General features: G+C 67.6%; 12 protein-coding genes. 7 read left to right on the plus strand and 5 right to left on the minus strand.

Translation table 11 applies throughout. The features are described 5' to 3' along the window. Positions 1-12: 12 nt before the first annotated feature. Positions 13-1386 carry a TolC family protein gene (locus AAFF27_09145; protein ID XAH25339.1) on the minus strand — a complete coding sequence of 458 codons (1374 nt, stop codon included), beginning with the start codon at positions 1384-1386 and terminating at the stop codon, positions 13-15. A gap of 132 nt (positions 1387-1518) precedes the next feature. Further along, entirely contained in the window at positions 1519-1908 is a 390-nt protein-coding gene (locus AAFF27_09150) for a hypothetical protein (GenBank protein XAH25340.1), read from the minus strand. A gap of 139 nt (positions 1909-2047) precedes the next feature. On the opposite strand from AAFF27_09150, the gene AAFF27_09155 reads away from it, so the two are divergent. The 7 genes from AAFF27_09155 (at position 2048) to AAFF27_09185 (ending at position 12730) form a co-directional block, all read left to right on the plus strand. Beyond that, positions 2048-3148 (plus strand): homocysteine S-methyltransferase family protein, encoded by a 1101-nt coding sequence (locus AAFF27_09155; GenBank protein XAH25341.1) that lies wholly within the window; start codon positions 2048-2050, stop codon positions 3146-3148. A 38-nt stretch (positions 3149-3186) separates the two neighbouring features. Beyond that, on the plus strand, positions 3187-4764 hold the full coding sequence (locus tag AAFF27_09160) for an ABC transporter substrate-binding protein (GenBank protein XAH25342.1): 1578 nt from the start codon (positions 3187-3189) through the stop codon (positions 4762-4764). Further along, on the plus strand, positions 4749-5756 hold the full coding sequence (locus AAFF27_09165; GenBank protein XAH25343.1) for an ABC transporter permease: 1008 nt from the start codon (positions 4749-4751) through the stop codon (positions 5754-5756). The genes AAFF27_09160 and AAFF27_09165 overlap by 16 nt, the downstream gene beginning before the upstream one ends. Continuing rightward, positions 5753-6547: an ABC transporter permease gene (locus AAFF27_09170; protein XAH25344.1), complete on the plus strand. Its 795-nt coding sequence runs from the start codon at positions 5753-5755 to the stop codon at positions 6545-6547. The genes AAFF27_09165 and AAFF27_09170 overlap by 4 nt, the downstream gene beginning before the upstream one ends. Further along, on the plus strand, positions 6544-8094 hold the full coding sequence (locus AAFF27_09175; protein ID XAH25345.1) for an ABC transporter ATP-binding protein: 1551 nt from the start codon (positions 6544-6546) through the stop codon (positions 8092-8094). The genes AAFF27_09170 and AAFF27_09175 overlap by 4 nt, the downstream gene beginning before the upstream one ends. 132 nt (positions 8095-8226) lie before the next feature. Then, a complete protein-coding gene (locus AAFF27_09180; GenBank protein ID XAH25346.1) occupies positions 8227-11733 on the plus strand; it encodes an ATP-binding protein in 3507 nt (1168 codons plus the stop codon). Beyond that, positions 11702-12730 (plus strand): response regulator transcription factor, encoded by a 1029-nt coding sequence (locus tag AAFF27_09185; GenBank protein ID XAH25347.1) that lies wholly within the window; start codon positions 11702-11704, stop codon positions 12728-12730. Before AAFF27_09180 ends, AAFF27_09185 begins: the two co-directional genes overlap by 32 nt. Before the next feature lie 247 nt (positions 12731-12977). Here AAFF27_09185 and AAFF27_09190 read toward each other — a convergent pair whose 3' ends face one another. The 3 genes from AAFF27_09190 to AAFF27_09200 form a co-directional block, all read right to left on the minus strand. After that, a complete protein-coding gene (locus AAFF27_09190) occupies positions 12978-15179 on the minus strand; it encodes a choice-of-anchor U domain-containing protein (protein XAH25348.1) in 2202 nt (733 codons plus the stop codon). Positions 15180-16216: 1037 nt separating this feature from the next. Next, entirely contained in the window at positions 16217-16696 is a 480-nt protein-coding gene (locus tag AAFF27_09195) for a nuclear transport factor 2 family protein (GenBank protein ID XAH25349.1), read from the minus strand. A gap of 60 nt (positions 16697-16756) precedes the next feature. Then, on the minus strand, positions 16757-17965 hold the full coding sequence (locus AAFF27_09200) for a PepSY-associated TM helix domain-containing protein (GenBank protein XAH26192.1): 1209 nt from the start codon (positions 17963-17965) through the stop codon (positions 16757-16759). Positions 17966-17967: the final 2 nt, after the last annotated feature.

Consider the following 17967-nt stretch of genomic DNA (forward strand, 5'->3'; position numbering starts at 1 on the left):
AGGGCAATGGGGTCAGCGTGCGTAGGGCACGGGGGCGGTGGCGGCGGGGGCTTCGGCCCAGCGGCCGGCCAGCAGGTCAAGGTCCACACGCGCGGCCTGCACCTGGTAGCGCGCGGTGAGCAGGTCGGCGCGCACCGAGCGCAGCACGCGCTGCGCGTCCAGCACATCCAGAATGCCGCGCTCGCCAAAGCGGTAGGCGGCGTCGGCCACGCGCAGGGCGGCTTCGGCGTCGCGCACCGCGCCTTCGCTCAGGGCCTGGGCGCGCAGCTGCGCCATCTCCAGCGACTTGCTGGCCTGCAGCAGTTGCTGCTCCAGCTCGGCCTCGCGGCCTTCGACCCGGCCGCGTGCGCGCTCCAGCTCGGCGCCGGCCTCGGCAATGGGGCCGCTGCGCTGGTCCAGCAGCGGGATCTGCAGGCTCACGCCGAGGATGTTTTGCTTCACGTCCGGGTCGCGGCTTTGGCTGTAGCGCAGCTCCACGCCGGGCCAGCGGCCGGCGCGTGCGCCGTCCAGTTGGGCCTGGGCGCGCTCGGTCTCGGCGCGCAGCACGCGCAGCTCGGGGTTGTCGTCGCGCGCCTGCTGGCGCAGCAGGGCCAGATCGGGGGCGGGGCGGCCATCGTCCAGCGCGGCGTCCAGCGCCCAGCGCGGGGGCAGGGCGCCGGCGGCCAGCCGGTTGAGCACGATGGCGGCCTGCTCGGCCTGCAGCAGCGCGGTTTGCTGCTGCGAGCGGGCGTTGATGATTTCTGCCTCGGCCTTGATCAGCTCGTAGCGCGGCGCCTCGCCGCTGGCCACGCGGGCGCGCACCCGGCTGTTGACCTGCTCCAGCAAGGCCAGCGCCTCGCCAGCGGCGGCGGCCTCGGACTGGCGCAGCAGGTAGTCGTAGGCGCGCAGCCGCACCTGGGCCACCAGCTCGTTGCGCGCCACGGCAACCAGTTGGGTGCTGCCGCGCTCGCCGGACTGGGCGGCATCCACGCGGGCGCGCCGCAGCGCGGGGTTTTCGATCAACTGCGACACGCCTATGGTCTGCACCCGGCCCCCAATGCTGCCGGCAGAGCGCGCGCTTTGGTCGCCACGGCCGTACTCCAGCCGTGGGTTGGGCAGTGCGCCAGCGCTTTGCACGCCGGCCGTGGCCGCCATGCGCGAGCGCTGGGCCGCGAGCAGGCCCGGGTTGTAGAGCAGCACGGTGTCGGTCAGCGCATCCAGCCCGATGCGGGGCAGGCTGCTGTCAGGCGTGGCTGCGGCGGCGCCGGAGGCGGCTGCGGCCGGCAGATCCAGCGCCTGTGCGCGTGCGGCCGGCGTCTGGGCAGCGGCCGTGGCGGCCTGCAGCAGGCCAAGCGCGGCCAGGAGCACCGTGGGCACGGTGCGCGAAGAAATTTCTCGATAAGGCATGGCGATGCCGCCTCGTTGCCGAGGCGATTCGGTCAGGGCACGCGGGGCGTGCGAGGGACGCGTGCCGGCACACCCGGCATCACGGACACGAAAAGGGATGGCTGCGCGCGCCAGAACGACGCGCGCTGGGGATCAGGCCCTGGGCGGGCGCAGCAGATCCTGGAGCGATGGGCGTGGGTAGCCCTGGGGCGCGGCCGGCGGCTGGCCGTGCGATGCAACAAGCGTGGCGCGCGCGGTGGGCGCCCACTCGATCATTTCAGTGCGGTCATCGTTGCTGACCTGGGTATCCAGCGCCACCTGCGCCGCCACGGCGTTGAGGTCGGCGGTGCTGAGCTCGGGGTGCTCGAAGACGAAGAGCTCGTCTGCCTGCTCGGCCGCCGCCATGCTCAGTGCCGGCAGCACGATGGCCGTTGGCGGCTGCCCGGACGGCCGCTTGCAGCCCGACCCGGCCAGCGCGGCAAAAGCCAGCACGAGCATCAGAAGGGCGCTGACAAGCAGCTGGGGCGAGGGGGCGCGGCGCATGGAGGTGTGGTGTGTGACCGGCGGGGCGATGCAATGATCACGCCACGCTGGCCAAGGCGCGATTGTGCCTCAATACCTCTTCTGCCGTGGGGGCAAGGGTGCAAACCCTGGGATGGCTGGCTGCGCACCGGGCAGACGCATGTTTTTGATGAAATATGCCTTGAGCCCAGGTGCCGACTGGGCTTATAGCTATATATTTAATAGCTATGCGGCTTTGCCGGCCGCGTGTGGCCGACTGAATATGCTTAGGAAGAATGCTTCGTTTTCTGTTTGCGCTTTGATAGGTACCATGCTGCCTTTTTCGAGAAAACAAGCGATGGCGATACGAATTCTGGATGGTGGCATGGGCCGTGAACTCTTGCGGATCGGTGCGCCGTTTCAGCAGCCTGAATGGTCAGCCCTTGCGCTGATCGAGGCACCCGAATTTGTGCGTACCGCCCACGATTCATTTGTGCGCGCAGGTGCAGACACCATCACGACCAACTCCTATGCGGTGGTGCCTTTCCATATCGGCGACGAGCGGTTTGCCGCGCGTGGACGGGAGCTTGCCGATCGTGCCGGCAGCCTGGCACGGGCCGCGGCCGGCGCAAGCCAGCACCCGGTGCAGGTGGCGGGCTCGTTGCCGCCGGTGCTTGGCTCCTACCGCCCCGATTTGTTCGATGCCGCCGCTGCAGCCCCCTTGTTGAAGACGCTGGTCGAAGGCCTTTCGCCCCACGTTGACCTGTGGCTTGGCGAGACGCTCAGTTCCACCGCCGAAGCTGTGGCGGCACATGCAGCACTGGGCAGTGATACGCGGCCGCTTTGGCTGTCGTTCACGCTCGACGACACCGCCGATGTCGAGGCGATCGTCGCGGGCCGCGTTGCCCCCACGCTGCGCTCGGGGGAGAGCATCGAGGCGGCGTTGGCCGTGGCGCTGGCGCTAGGCGCCAAAGCCTTCCTGTTCAATTGCAGCCAGGCGGAAATCATGGAAGCGGCGGTGCGTACCGCACGGCTTGCGCGGGATGCGGCGAAGGCCGACATCGCCCTGGGGGTGTATGCGAACACCTTTGTTCCCGAGCGCCAGCGCGGCGCGGCCAACGCTGGCCTGAGTGCCTTGCGCGAGGATCTGCAGCCGGCTGGCTATGCAGCCTTTGCGCGCCGCTGGTCTGACGCCGGCGCGTCGATCATCGGTGGCTGCTGCGGCGTCGGCCCCGAGCACATCGAACTGCTGGCCAGCGCGGTGCGCGCCGAATCCCTGTAATCGCGCAAGTCGCCCCCTCTCTTCTCATCTGTCTCACCATGCAATCTGACTATGTCAGCGATGATTCGCTGCGCCCCGACGACTTTGCGCGTCGCCGTTTCCTGCAGCGCGCCGGCACCACGGCGGCGGCGCTCTCTGGTTCTGCATTGCTCGGCGCACCCGCGTACGCGGCTGAAACACCAAAGCGCGGCGGCCACCTGGTGCTCGGTGTCGATACCGCTTCGAGCAGCGACCGGATCGATCCCGCGTTCTACTTTGAAGATTACATGTACAGCGTCGGGCGGCAGATCTTCAACACGCTGACCGATCTGAACGACGACGGCTCGCTGCGCCCCGGCCTTGCCGAGAGCTGGGACAGCCGCGAAGGCGCGCGCGTGTGGGTCATCAAGCTCCGGCGCGGCGTGCAGTTCCACAACGGCAAGACGCTGGAGCCAGACGATGTCGTGTACTCGCTCAACCACCATCGCGGCAAAGACTCGCAGTCTGCGGCCAAGAGCTATCTCGATCCGGTAACGGACATCGCGGTGACCGGCCCCAGCGAGATCACGATCAAGCTGAATGCGCCCAATGTCGACTTCCCCTATCTGCTGGGCGACGTGCATTTCGGCATCACGCCCAAGGGCGCGGATTTCGACAAGGGCATAGGCACCGGCGCCTACGTGCTCGAAAAATTCCAGCCGGGTGTGCGCGTGCTGACACGCCGCAATGCGAACTACTGGGACACGGGCCGCGGCTTCGTCGATTCGGTCGAGACGGTGGCCTACAACGACAGCGCGGCGCGCGTTGCCGCGCTGTTGAGCGGCTCGGTGCATCTGATCCATCGCCTGGAGCCGCGCCTGACGAAACGGATCGAGTCGGTGTCCGCCATTCGCCTGTACCGCGCTCGCGATACCTACAACATTCTCTTCCCGATGTTGGCGGACCAGAAGCCGTTCAACAACAATGACGTCCGCACCGCGCTCAAGTACGCAATCGATCGCGAGCAGTTGCGCACATCGCTGCTCGGTGGTTATGGATCGGTCGCCAACGACAACCCGCTGTATCCGTCGAATCGCTTCTACACCGCCGACATACCGAAGCACGCCTACGACCCGGACAAGGCGGCGTTCTACTGGAAGAAGTCGGGGGTGTCCCAGCCGATCGTGTTGTCGGCGGCCGATGGGGCGACCTTCAATGGGGCGGTGTCCGCTGCCGAGTTGTATCAGCGCTCGGCGAGCAAGGCCGGGATCCCGTTCAGCGTGAACCGTGTACCTGCCGACGGCTATTGGACCCAGGTGTGGATGAAGCAGGCCTTCTGCGCATCGTCGTGGCAGAACAGGCCGACCGCCGACGCCTATCTGTCGATGATCTGCGTGTCTGACGCGCCGTGGAACGAATCGAAGTGGAAGAACCCGGCCTTCGACCAGCTCGTTGCCGCAGCGCGGGCGGAAACCAACGAAGCGCGCCGCAAGCAGATCTATCACGACATTCAGGTGCTCTATAGCGAGCAGGGTGCATCGGTGATCCCGCTGTATGCCGACTCCTTGCGGGCGGCACGCTCGAACCTGCGCGGCTATATCGACATCCCCGGCGAGGTCGGTTCACGTGCGGCGGAGAAGGTATGGTTCGCGAGTTGAGCGCGGGTGTGTGGGCGCGGGGCGGCAACTACCGCATCGCGCCACTGGTGCTTCTGGTGGCAAGACGCATGGCGCTGGGTGTGGTGACGCTGTTTGCGGCCGCGACCCTGATCTTTGCCGGGACCAATCTGCTGCCGGGCAATATCGCCGCCACCATCCTCGGCCAGTCTGCGACGCCGTCCGCCGTGCAGGCGATGGAGCATGAGCTTGGCCTTGATCGGCCCGTGCTTGAACGCTACCGTAGCTGGCTCGGGCAGCTTGCGCACGGCGATCTGGGCATCAGCTACACGACGCGTACCAGCGTGGCGCAGAGCATCGCACCGCGCCTGGCGAGCACGCTGCTGCTCGCGGCCAGTGCGGCGGCGATCGCGATTCCCGCATCGCTCGCACTCGGCATGTTGGCCGTGCTCAATCGCGGCGGCTGGATTGATCGCGCGATCATCTCCGTGATGCGGCTGTCGGTTGCGCTGCCGGAGTTTTTTACCGGGTACCTGCTGATCCTCGTGTTCTCGGTCGCACTTGAATGGCTGCCGAGCAGTGCTGCGGGCGGTGCATCGCAGGGCCTGTCCGCCAGCATGGCGGCGCTTGCATTGCCTTGCGCCACGCTGGTGCTGGCGATTCTGGGCCACATGGCCAGCATGACCCGCACGGCCTTGACTGACCTGATGGCGCAGCCGTTTGTCGAGATGGCGCAACTCAAGGGGCTATCGCGCGCTCGCGTGATCTGGCGGCATGCATTGCCCAACGCGGTCTCGCCGATTGCCAGCATCATTGCGCTCAATGTTGCTTATCTGATGGTGGGCGCGGTTGTCGTCGAGACGATCTTTGTCTACCCGGGCCTTGGGCAGTACATGGTCGACAGCGTGGTGAAGCGCGATGTGCCGGCCGTCCAGGCATGCGGCGTCATTTTTGGCGCCATCTACGTGATGCTCAATCTGACCGCCGACATCATCGCGCTCGCGTCCAGCCCGCGCCTGAGGTATCCGCGGTGAGGCGCACCCCTTATCTGTCACTCGCGTTTCTGCTCGCCTGCGCATTGCTGGTGCTGCTGGCTCCGTGGCTGGCGCCGCACGGAATCAACGACATCGTCGGAGGGAACTGGGACGGGCCGTCGTCGCAGGCATGGCTCGGCACCGACAACCTCGGGCGTGATGCGCTGTCGCGCCTGATCTTCGGCACGCGTACCACCTTGGGGCTCGCTGCGTTGTCGACCGTGCTGGCGTTCGCCACCGGCGGCGTACTGGGGCTCTTCGCCGGTTTGCGGGGCGGCCATGTCGACTCGGCGCTGTCGCGCATCAACGATGTGTTCATGTCGATTCCAACGCTCGTATTTGCGCTGGTGGTGTTGTCGGTGGTGCCGTCGGGCGCTGCGACGGTGTGCCTGGTGGTCGCGGCGCTGGAAGCGATGCGGGTTTTTCGCGTGGCCCGGGCGCTGGCCGCAGACGCGGGCGCGCTCGACTATGTCGAGGTGGCGCGTTTGCGAGGGGAGGGAAGCATCGCGCTGATTTTTCGCGAGGTACTGCCCAACGTGGCGCAAGCGCTGGTTGCGGAATTCGGCTTGCGCCTTGTGTTTGCGGTGCTGTTGATTTCAACGCTGTCATTTCTGGGGCTGGGGCTGCAGCCGCCGGCGACCGACTGGGGCAGCCTGGCCAAGGAGAACAAGGACGGCGTGCTCTTCGGCGTCTGGGCCGCCTTGATTCCCGGTGCGGCCATCGCCTTGCTGAGCTTGAGCATCAATGCGCTGCTCGACTGGATTTCCCATCGGCGCGAAGGGACGGCATGAGCGATATCGTGCTTTCTGCCAGCGATCTGACGATCGATGCATTCAACGCCCGTGGCACTACGCGGCGCGTACTCGATCAGGTTTCGTTCACGCTCGAGCGCAAACGCATTCTGGGCATCATTGGCGAATCCGGGGCGGGTAAATCCACACTGGGGCTGGCCGCGCTTGGGCACTTTCGTGCCGGGCTGCGGCATGCCGGTGGCCGGATGGCACTGGGCGGCACCGATCTGCTCACGTTGGGCGAGCAAGGCCTGAGCCTGCTGCGCGGCACCCGCATTGCCTACGTTGCGCAATCGGCGGCGGCTGCGTTCACGCCGTCGATGCGGCTGCTGGATCAGGTCGTGGAGACGGCGGTGGCGCGGCGGCTCATGTCGGCGCGCGATGCGGCCATGCGGGCGGTGGATTTGTTCGAGCTGCTGGGACTGCCCGACCCGGCGCGGTTTGGCCAGCGCTACCCGCACCAGGTATCGGGCGGCCAGTTGCAGCGCGCGATGACGGCGATGGCGCTTTGCAGTTCACCCGATGTGATCGTGTTCGACGAGCCAACCACCGCGCTCGACGCCGACACGCGCAAGCAGGTGCTGGCGACCGTACGCCATGCGCTGCACAAGACCGGCACGGCGGCGCTCTATATCAGCCATGACCTCGCAACCGTCGCTGACATTGCGGACGACATGCTGGTGCTGCGCGACGGGCGGATGGTCGAGTACGGGCCGACGCGCCGAGTCATCGAAGCCCCGCAAAGCGACTACACGCAGCGCCTGCTGAACGTGTCGCACGTGGCGCGTGCGGCTTGCGATGTGGTGGATGAAGGCCTTGCAGAGCTACCGCAGGCGCTTGCCGTCGAGCATGTCACCGCGAGCTACGCCAACGGCGTGCCGGTGCTGAAAGATGTGTCGTTCGGGATTCCCGCAGGTCGTACGCTGGCCGTGGTGGGGCAGTCGGGCTCGGGTAAATCGAGTCTCGCGCGCGTGGTGAGCGGGCTGCTGCGGCCGAGCTCGGGGCGCGTATGGGTGAACGGGCGTCTGTTGGCGGCGGACTACCGCAAGCGCAGCAAGGCAGAACTGCGTGCTGTCCAGTTGATCCACCAACTGCCAGACGTGGCGCTGAACCCGCGCCATACCGTGCGCGAGGCCATCGGCCGGCCCTTGACGTTCTACTTCGGCTTGCGTGGTGAAGCCCGCGAGCAACGCATCGTCGCGCTCGCCGAGCAGGTGGAGCTTGATGCGGCCATCCTGGACCGATATCCCCATCAGCTGTCTGGTGGACAAAAGCAGCGCGTCTGCATTGCGCGCGCTTTTGCTGCCGAGCCCACCGTGCTGGTCTGCGACGAGCCGACCTCGGCACTCGACCCGCTGGTGGGGCAGAGCGTGCTGGCGCTGTTCAGCCGCTTGCAACGCGAGGCGCAGATCGCGGTGTTGTTCATTACGCATGATCTTGCGACCGTCCGTGCCATCGCCGATTCGGTACTTTTGATCGAACAGGGAACAGCGAGCTTTATCAGTGTGGCGGCGGACTTCCCTGCGCCGGAGCTGAAAGCCGCTTAGCCTGAATATTGATGAAATATGGCCTTAGCCCAGGTGCAGACTGGGCTGATAGCTACATATTTAATAGCTGCCAACTTTGCTGACAGCGGTGGCACGGATGCTGCACCGTAGTGGGGCCATCCCTCCACGCCCATGTCCGCCCAAGCCCCGCTGTCCACCCCCTCAGACGAGCCGCCGCGCCCGCAGGCACCGCTGCAGCGCGTGGTGAAGATCCGCCGCGACTACAACAGCTGGGTCGGCAGCGAGACCATGGAGGACTACGCGCTGCGCTTTACGCCCCGGCGCTTTCGCAAGTGGTCGGAGTGGCGGGTGGCCAATACCGCGTTTGGCGCGGCGTCCTTCCTGATCCTGGAGGCGGTGGGGGCCACGCTGCTGGTGCAGTACGGCGTGGCCAATGCCTTCTGGGCCATCCTGGCGACCGGGCTGATCATCTTCCTGGCGGGGCTGCCGATCAGCATCTATGCGGCGCGCTACGGCGTCGACATGGATTTGCTCACGCGCGGCGCGGGCTTTGGCTATATCGGCTCGACCATCACCTCGCTGATCTACGCCTGTTTTACCTTCGTCTTCTTTGCGCTGGAGGCGGCGGTGATGGCCTATGCGCTGGAGCTGGCGCTGGGCATTCCGCCGCGCTGGGGCTATTTGCTGTGCGCGCTGGTGGTGATTCCGCTGGTGACGCATGGCGTGTCGGTCATCAGCCGGCTGCAGCTGTGGACCCAGCCGCTGTGGCTGTGCATGCTGGTGGTGCCTTTTGCCTATGTGCTGGTGCGCGATCCTGGTGCGTTTTCTGGAATCGTGCACTACGGTGGTGAAAATGGCGCGGGTGCCGGCTTTCATCTGCCGTTGTTTGGTGCGGCGCTGACGGTGGGCATTGCGCTCATCACGCAGATGGGCGAGCAGGCCGACTACCTGCGCTTCATGCCCGAGCGCCAGCCCGGCAAGGCGCGGCGCTGGTGGCTGGGCGTGCTGGGCGGCGGCCCGGGCTGGGTGCTGCTGGGCGTGGTCAAGATGCTGGGCGGCGCGCTGCTGGCCTGGCTGGCGATATCGCACATGGTGCCGGCCGAGCGCGCGGTAGACCCCAACCAGATGTACCTGGCGGCCTACGAGTACGTGTTCCCGCACTACGGGCTGGCGGTGGCGGCCACGGCCATCTTCGTGGTGCTGTCGCAGCTCAAGATCAATGTCACCAACGCCTACGCCGGCTCGCTGGCCTGGAGCAACTTCTTCTCGCGCGTGACCCACAGCCACCCGGGGCGCGTGGTGTGGGTGGTGTTCAACACGCTGATCGCCTTCATGCTGATGGAGATGAACGTGTTCGAGGCCCTGGGCGATGTGCTGGGCCTGTACTCCAACATCGCCATCGCCTGGATGATGGCGGTGGTGGCCGACCTGGTCATCAACAAGCCGCTGGGCCTGTCGCCGCCGGGCATAGAGTTCAAGCGCGCGCACCTGTACGACATCAACCCGGTGGGCGTGGGCGCGATGGGCTTGGCATCAGCCTTGTCGATTGCGGCGCACCTGGGCGTGTTCGGGCCCATGGCGCAGGCGTTTTCGGCGCTGATCGCGCTGGGCACGGCCTTTGTGGCCTCGCCATTGATTGCCTGGGCCACGCGCGGGCGCTACTACCTGGCGCGCCAGCCGCAAGAAGGGGCTTACCTGGGCGGCACGCTGCGCTGCGTGATCTGCGAGCGCGAGTACGAAGGCCCGGACATGGCGCAGTGCCCGGCCTACCGTGGCGCCATCTGCTCGCTGTGCTGCACGCTGGATGCGCGCTGCGGCGACCTGTGCAAGCCGCACGCCAGTTTGGCGTCGCAATGGTCGGCCACGCTGCGCTGGCTGCTGCCGCGCCGCATCTGGCCTTACCTCGACACCGGCCTGGGCCATTTCCTGTTGCTGATGCTGGTGATCGTGCCGCTGCTGGGCGTGGTGTTTGGCCTGCTGTATCACCAGGAACTTCGGGCGCTGGGCGAATCGGTGGTGCATGGGGCGCAGGCCGCGCTGCGCACCGGCTTTCTCAAGGCCTACATGGCGCTGCTGGTGATCTCTGGCGTGGTCGCCTGGTGGCTGGTGCTGGCGCACCAGAGCCGCCGTGTGGCGCAAGAAGAATCCAACCGCCAGACCCATTTGCTGGTGGAAGAGGTCGAGTCGCACCGCCGCACCGACCGCGCGCTGCAGCAGGCGCGCGTGGTGGCCGAAGAGGCGCGCCGCGTGGCCGACCAGGCCAACCAGGCCAAGAGCCGCTACATCAGCGCCATCAGCCATGAGCTGCGCACGCCGCTCAACAGCATCCTGGGCTATGCGCAGCTGATGGGCGAAGACCCGGCCGTGCCGCCGCACCGGCGCCAGGCGGTGAGCGTGATCAAGCGCGGCGGCGAGCATTTGCTGTCGCTGATCGAGGGCACGCTGGACATCGCCCGCATCGAGTCCGGCAAGCTCACGCTGGCGGTCAAGCCCATGCAGTTTGCCGACTGCCTGCACGAGATGGCCGGCATGTTCGAGCCGCAGGCGCAGGCCAAGGGCCTGGCGTTTCGCTTCGACGTGCAGGGCAGCCTGCCCGAGACGGTGCGCGCCGACGAAGGCCGGCTGCGGCAGATCTTGATCAACCTGATCGGCAACGCCATCAAGTTCACGGCGCAGGGCGAGGTGCGGCTGGCGGTGCGCCATGTGCGCGAGATGGCGGTGATCGAAATCGCCGACACCGGCCCCGGCATGTCGGCCGACGAGTTGGCCCAGGTGTTCGAGCCCTTCACGCGCGGTGCGTCATCCGGCAGCGCCGCCGCGCCGGCGGCACCGGGCGCGGGCCTGGGCCTGACCATCGCCAAGATGCTGACCGACCTGATGGGCGGCGAGCTGACGGTGGACAGCACACCCGGGCGCGGCTCGACCTTCCGCGTGCGGCTGTTTCTGCCCGAGGTGCATGCCGAGCCCGGCCGCGCCGCACCCGTGGCTGCGCCCAAGGCGCCGCGCCGCGGCTACGACGGCCCGCGCCGCCGCATCCTGGTGGTCGACAACGAGGAGCCCGACCGCGAGCTGCTGGTGCACCTGCTGGAGCCGCTGGGCTTTGAGCTGCGCACGGCCGCCAGCGGCCACGACTGCCTGGACCTGCTGGCCGCCGGCTACCGGCCCGACGCGGTGCTCATGGACCTGGCCATGCCCGGCATCGACGGCTGGGAGACCATCCGCCGCCTGCGCGCGGCCGGCCATGCCGGCGTGCAGGTGGCGGTGGTGTCGGCCAACGCCTTTGACAAGGGGCTGGACAACGACGTCGGCATACGGCCCGAGGATTTCATCGTCAAGCCCGTGCGCCACAGCGAGCTGCTCGACTGGCTGGAGCGCCACCTGGCCATTGCCTGGCACGCCGAGCCGCCGGCCGCACCAATTGCGCCGCAGGCCGCGCTGCAATTGCCCGACGCCGCCGCCTGCGCCGCGCTGCGCGAGGTGGTCGAGCTGGGCTACTACCGCGGCATCCTCAACACCCTGGACGAGATCGAGCAGCAGCAACCCGGCTGCGCCGCCTTTGTGCAAGAGATGCGCGCGCTGGCGCGACAATTCCAGTTCGAGACGATCGGCCGTCGCCTCGCCCTTGCCGACCCGGCCCGCCCCACCGATGGACCCGCTGCCCCTTCCACCTCTGCCTGACACCGGCGCGCCCGCCCTGGCCCGCACGCTGGACCGCGCCAACACCGACCTGGTGCTGATCGTGGACGACGTGCCCGACAACCTGGCCGTGCTGCACGACGCGCTGGACGAGTCCGGCTACACCGTGCTGGTGGCCACCAGCGGCGAGGCGGCGCTGGCACGCGCCGCGCAGGCGCGGCCCGACATCGTGCTGCTCGACGCCATGATGCCGGGCATGGACGGCTTCGAGGTGGCGCGCCGGCTCAAGGCCACGCCGGCCACGGCGCACATCCCCATCATCTTCATGACCGGCCTGACCGAGACCGAGCACCTGGTGGCCGCACTGGAGGCCGGCGGCGTCGACTACGTCACCAAGCCGATCAAGCCCAAGGAAGTGCTGGCGCGCATGAACGTGCACCTGCAGGGCGCGCGCGAAAAGCGCCAGCAGGCCCAGCAGGCCGGCCAGGCGCGCAATGCGCTCGATGCCTTTGGCTACGCCAGCATCACCGTGCGCGCCGAAGACGGCCGCCTGATGTGGCAGACGCCGCTGGCGCGTGACCTGCTGCTGGATTACTTCGGCACCAGCGCCCCGACCACGCCCGCGCCCGTGCTGGACTGGCTGCGCCGCCACCTGGCCGAGGCCGAGCGCCAGATCGAGCCGCCGCGCCTGTCCTTCGAGCTGGGCGCCAGGCGCCTGAGCTTTCGCCTGCACCGCCAGACCGGCGATCAAGAGGTGGGCGGCGACTGGCTCATCATCATGCGCGAGGCCAACGACGCCGCCGTGATCGAGGCCATGAGCCTGTCCTTCAAGCTCACCGCGCGCGAGGCCGAGGTGCTCTACTGGGTCGTCAAGGGCAAGATCAACCGCGACATCGCTGACATCCTCGGCGCCAGCCCGGCCACGGTGAAGAAGCACCTGGAGCGCATCCTCGCCAAGCTGGGCGTGGAGACGCGCACGGCAGCCGCCGGCATGGCCATGACGCGCATCCGGCAGCTGCATCCGCAGTTCGAGGGGTAGCGCCGGCTACACCGGTCGGGCGCTCTTCACACCGTTCGGTGTGGGACCTGGGTAGTTGGCAACTTTTGAAGAAAATAGGCCTGATTAGGTACCTGCCTCAGATTGCTCTCTCCATCCGTTCGGGCTGAGCCTGTCGAAGCCAGGGCGCGCCTTGGAGTGGCCCTTCGACAAGCTCAGGGCGAACGGGGCGTGAGTAGTTACGGTTTTTGAATGAAATATGCCTCTAGCCCAGCTGCATCCTGGGCTATCAGCTATCAATAAATGAGTGCCCTTGGCCCTGCCTGTAGCCCACCCGCTTGGCACGCCAGGCCGCCCCGCCCAGCAACAGCGTCAACAGCGCCAGCATCCAGGGCGCATCCACCGGGATCGCCGTCACGCCGCCAGCGGCCACCGCCAGCACGCCCGGGCCGCCCGGGTCGGTGATGCTGCCCAGGGCCGGGTCGCTGTCGCCGTCACCGTTGTCGGTGAGCTGGAAGCTCACGGTATTGCCGTTGAGGGTGGCGCCCGCCAGCACGAACCAATGCGGCACAGGGTTGGCCGCGCTCGGGCCAAACTTCCAGTACTGCGCCCCGGGGGGCAGGGCCTGCGGGTAGGTCAGCGTCACCGTCAGCACCGCCGGCGCCGCCACGCTGCTGGTGCAGCCCGTGGCGCGGAAGGCAAACACCCCCTGCGGGAACGTCACCCCGGCCGGCGGGTTGGCCGGGGCCGTAAAGGATGCCGCCGCCGGGTCCAGCACGCAGCCCGCACCATCGCTGTCCAGCACCGCCGTGGTACTGCCCGTGCCGCCAGGCGCCGTACCGGTATAGCTCAGCAAGGCAAAGGCCGCACTCACGCTGCGCGCCTGGTCCATCGCCACCGTGCAGGTGCCCGTGCCAATGCAGTCCCCGCCCCAGCCGGTGAAGACCTGCCCCGCATCGGGCGTGGCCGTGAGGGTGACGCTGACCTGCGGGGTCGTCTCTATGGCGGTATAGCTCGCACTGCAACTGCCGCTGGCCGCGCGGCACTGGGCGATGCTGCCGCTGATCGGGGCAGGCAAGGCCGCCGCACTGACCCGGCCCGGGCCGCTGGCGGCCACGCTCAGGGCATGGTCGGCCTGGGCGATCCGCTCCACCGCCCCCAGATCGCAGGCACTGCCCTGCGGGCGGGCCACGCCGCGCTGGTCGCTACCGGTGCAGGCGCCGCCCGCATCGATGACCGGGCTATTGGCCGCCGGCAGCATGGTGGGCGTGGGGCCACCGTTGTTCTGCAGGGAGCCGAGTAGCGGGTCAGCGGTCAGCGGCGGGTCGGAGCAGGTGCCGCCGCCGCCGCTGCTACCACCGCTGGCGCAGCCCCCTTGGATCAGGCTGTTGTTGAAGGTGATCTGGGCGTTGCCCACGGTCCACGCCTGGGCGCCGTTACTGTCAGCCGTATTGCCCCAGAACACCGAGCGGGTCACGCTGGGGCGGCTGGTCGAGCCAAGGCCAAAGGTGTAGATCGCCCCGCCGGTGGAGGCTAAATTGCCGCTGAAGGTGGTGTTGGTGATGGCGGGGCTGCTGTTGCCGGAGTCGCCATAGTTGTAGATCGCCCCGCCGTTGCCGGCGGCTGAATTGCCGCTGAAGGTGGTGTTGGTGATGGCGGGGCTGCTGCTGCCGGAGTAGCCAAAGTTGTAGATCGCCCCGCCGCTGTTGGTGGCTGAATTGCCGCTGAAGGTGGTGTTGGTGATGGCGGGACTGCTGTTGCCGCCGGAGTAGCCAAAGTTGTAGATCGCCCCGCCGCTGACGGCGGCTGAATTGCCGCTGAAGGTGGCGTTGGTGATGGCGGGGCTGCTGTTGCCGCCGGAGCTGCCATCGTTGAGGATCGCCCCGCCGACGGTGGCTGCATTGCCCTGGAAGACCAGCCCGGCCAGCAGCGGGCTGCACACCTTGCCCGCCCCGCGGCCATTGCAGTAGAGGCCGCCGCCGTAGAAGTGAGGAGACGAATCCTCATTCGCCCGCCCCGCCGTCACCGTGAAGCCATCGACCACGGTATCGGCGCTGGTGTAGCTGCCGTTGCCGGTAGCGCCCGTCCCGCCTATGACCAGCACGTGGTAGCTGTTGTCGCTGCTGTCGCCCGCCGTTCCGATGTCGCCCGAGAGCGTGGTGCTGCTGCTGCCGCCGCTGCGCTGCGCCAGCGCGGTTTCCGTGCCGGCGAAGCCGCCGTAGAGCTTGAGCGGGCGGTTGATGGCAAAGCTGACCGTGCGGTCGTCGTCGGTGGTGGGTTTGTACAGGCCCTGCTGGACCCAGATCTCATCGCAGTTGGCATTGCCCAGCGCGCCCTGCAGGGTGGTGGCCGGGGTCCAACTGCTGCCGTCGGCGGCGGCGTCGGCGTCAGCACTGCCGTCAGCGGCCACGCGGCAGATGGCGGCCTGGGCGACGCCGTGCAGGCCCAGCAGCAGGGCCAGGGGGATGAGGAAGCGGTGCAAGGCGGGCATGGGACGGTCCTGCGCGCGCGCCCGGGATGGACACGCCAATGCCGCCGATGCTGCCCAGCTTGCAACAAGCTGTACATCCCCGAAACTAGGTAGGCCGCTGCCTGGCCGGCGCGGTGGCGGTGGGGCGTTCTGGCCGGCCTTGCATGCAAATCGTGAACACGTGCTGCATGCGGGAAATCAAGAAACATAGCGCTATGCCGGTGCATATCCTTCGTTTCAGGTACAAAAGTACCTGAAGTGCAGGATATTCGCCGGCTTGCAGCTATTAATTAAGTAGCGTCACTTCCGCGCCACGGCTTTCGAATTCGCGCCCGATTTCACTCCAACCCGCAAAGACACTGGCGCGACCCCATAGAGATCGCAAACACGGTCTTAGAACCATCCCTTTCAAGGTCTTGTGATCTGTTCGGTAGTTTGGGTGTCTTGCTGGCGGCGGGTGCCGGGACTCGCCCCGGCGGGCGACCTACTTGTTCTTTGCTTCGCCAAAGAAAGAAAGGCGAGCCGGAGCCAGGGGCCCTGCGGGCTTCCCTGCGCTGCTCGCGCCGGGCGGGGTATCGCCCAAACTCGCTTCGCTCAGACAAGGGCGATCCCTGATCCGCCCGTCGCTGCGCTGCTCGGCCCTGCCAACGGCGTGGGACAGCCTGAACATCCAACAGCCGGCCCCCACCCCAACCCTCCCCCAGCGGGGGAGGGAGTAATGCAGAGACAAAGGCCGAGCGCAGCGACGGCCCGACTGGCAGTCCCGGGTCCCCTCTGTGGCGTCGAGGAGCGGAAGAGTCGGCAGGTTGCCCGTAGCGCAGCGAAGGGACGGCGAGGACTGTTTGAGCGCAGCGAGTTCCGCAGCCGCCTGCTGACTCTGAGCACCGCAGAGCAGTCCGGCAAAGCCGGACCGCCACAGTGGGGTCGCCTTCTCTTTGGTGACTTTCTCTTGGCGACACAAGAGAAAGTTACTCGCCCGCCGGGGCGAACTCCCGGCACCCGCCGCCCGCAAGGCAAACCAAGCCTGGATATCTCAAAGACCTTGAAAGGAATGGTTCTTAGAACATGCCATTGGTGTTGGCGGCCTTCTCCGGAATGGGCTGCACGACATCCCAGTGCTCGACGATCTTGCCGTTCTCCAGCTTGAAGATATCGACGATGGCATTGCCGCGCTCGCCCGGCGCGCGCACCGCGTGCACGTGCAGGATCACGTAGTCGCCGTCGACGAAGGACTGCTTGATCTCGCTGCGCGACTGCGGAAATTTCTCGCGCAGGAAGGCGACAAACTTGCGGAAGCCCTCGGGGCCGTCTTGCGCGCCAGGGTTGTGCTGCACGTAGCGGTTGCCCACGTACTGCAGGGCGGCGTCGGCGTCTTTCTGGTTCAGGCCTTTTTCATAGAAGGCCAGCACGGCCTGGCGGTTGGCCTCTTGCTGGGGCGTGGCCTGGGCCCCGGCATTGCGGGGCAGCGGCGCGCAGGCCACCAGCAGTGCGGTGCTGACGGCGGCTATGGCCAAGGTGAGGGTGCGGGTCGGTGACATGGGCGGGCTCCAGTGGATGGGGAAAGAGCGCAGCGTAGCGCGTCTGCCGGCAGCCTGTGATCACCGGGCCCGCGCTATCCGCCTGGCCTGCCGCTTCTTCCACCACAGCAGCACGCCGGTCACGCTCAGCATGGCCACGGCCACGCCGAGCAGGGCGACAAAGATCCGGTAGGGCAGCCCAAACACCTGCGCCATGTGCAGCGCGCCCATCCAGTTGCTGACGGTGTTGCCCAGGGTGCCGCCGGTGGGCAGCCAATGGCCGCGCAGCTCGCCGGTATCGGCATCGATGAGCACGGCGGTGTTGCCGGCATCGCTGCGCAGGTCCACTGACGAATGCACCATGTAGGCGTAGACGCCACGGCGCCGGTCCAGCGCCAGGCGCTCTTCGGCATCGGCCACAAAGCCGATCTCTGCGGCCATGCCTTGCAAGGCGGTGCGCGCGGCGGCGTGCGCGGCCTGCCAGTCAAGGCTGGGCCGCAGCACCGGCTTGGCGCGCAGGGGCACGCTGCGCCATGAATCGTCAAAGGGCAAGACCATGCCCATCACCGGCCGGTACACCGGATCGCGCAGGTTGAACATGACGCTGGACCACGCAAACAGCAGCAGCACCGCCCACAGCCACAGGCCGCCGGCGCGGTGCAGATCCAGCGTGGCGCGGTAGGCGCCGGCCCGCCACTTGATGGCCCAGGCCGGCTTCCATTTGGGCAGGAAGGGGCGGGCCTTGGGGAAGGTCAGGTAGGCGCCGACAAAGCAGTCCAGCGTCCACAGCAAAGACACCACGCCCAGCAGCAAGGTGCCCCAGACGCCGGGCAGGGCCAGCGAGTGGTGGAGCTTGTAGACCAGCGGCATCAGCTGCTCCGCCCGCAGGCTGATGCCGTTGCGCGCGCGCCGGCCCTGGATCTGGCCGGTGTGCGGGTCCACAAACACCTCGTCATAGCCCAGCACATGGAACTTGCCAGTGCGCGGGTCCGGGTTGGGCGCCACGGGGAAGCGCGCCGTGGCACCGCCGCCCAGCCTGAACAGCACGGCATCGACGCGGCCCTGCGGCGCCACCTGCTGCTGCACCCGCTCGCGCAGCGCGAAGGGGTCGAGCGGCGGCGCGCCGGGCGGCGATTGCGCGACGAACAGTTGCGGCGCCAGCCAGGCGTCCAGCTCGTCGTTGAAGGCCAGCAGGCTGCCGGTGATGGCGGCGATCAGCAGGAACGCCGCCATCGCCAGCCCCAGGTAGCGGTGCAGCACCACGAAGTGCGTGCGCGCCATCCACTTCATCA

Source organism: Xylophilus sp. GW821-FHT01B05 (assembly GCA_038961845.1).
Lineage (GTDB): Bacteria > Pseudomonadota > Gammaproteobacteria > Burkholderiales > Burkholderiaceae_C > Xylophilus.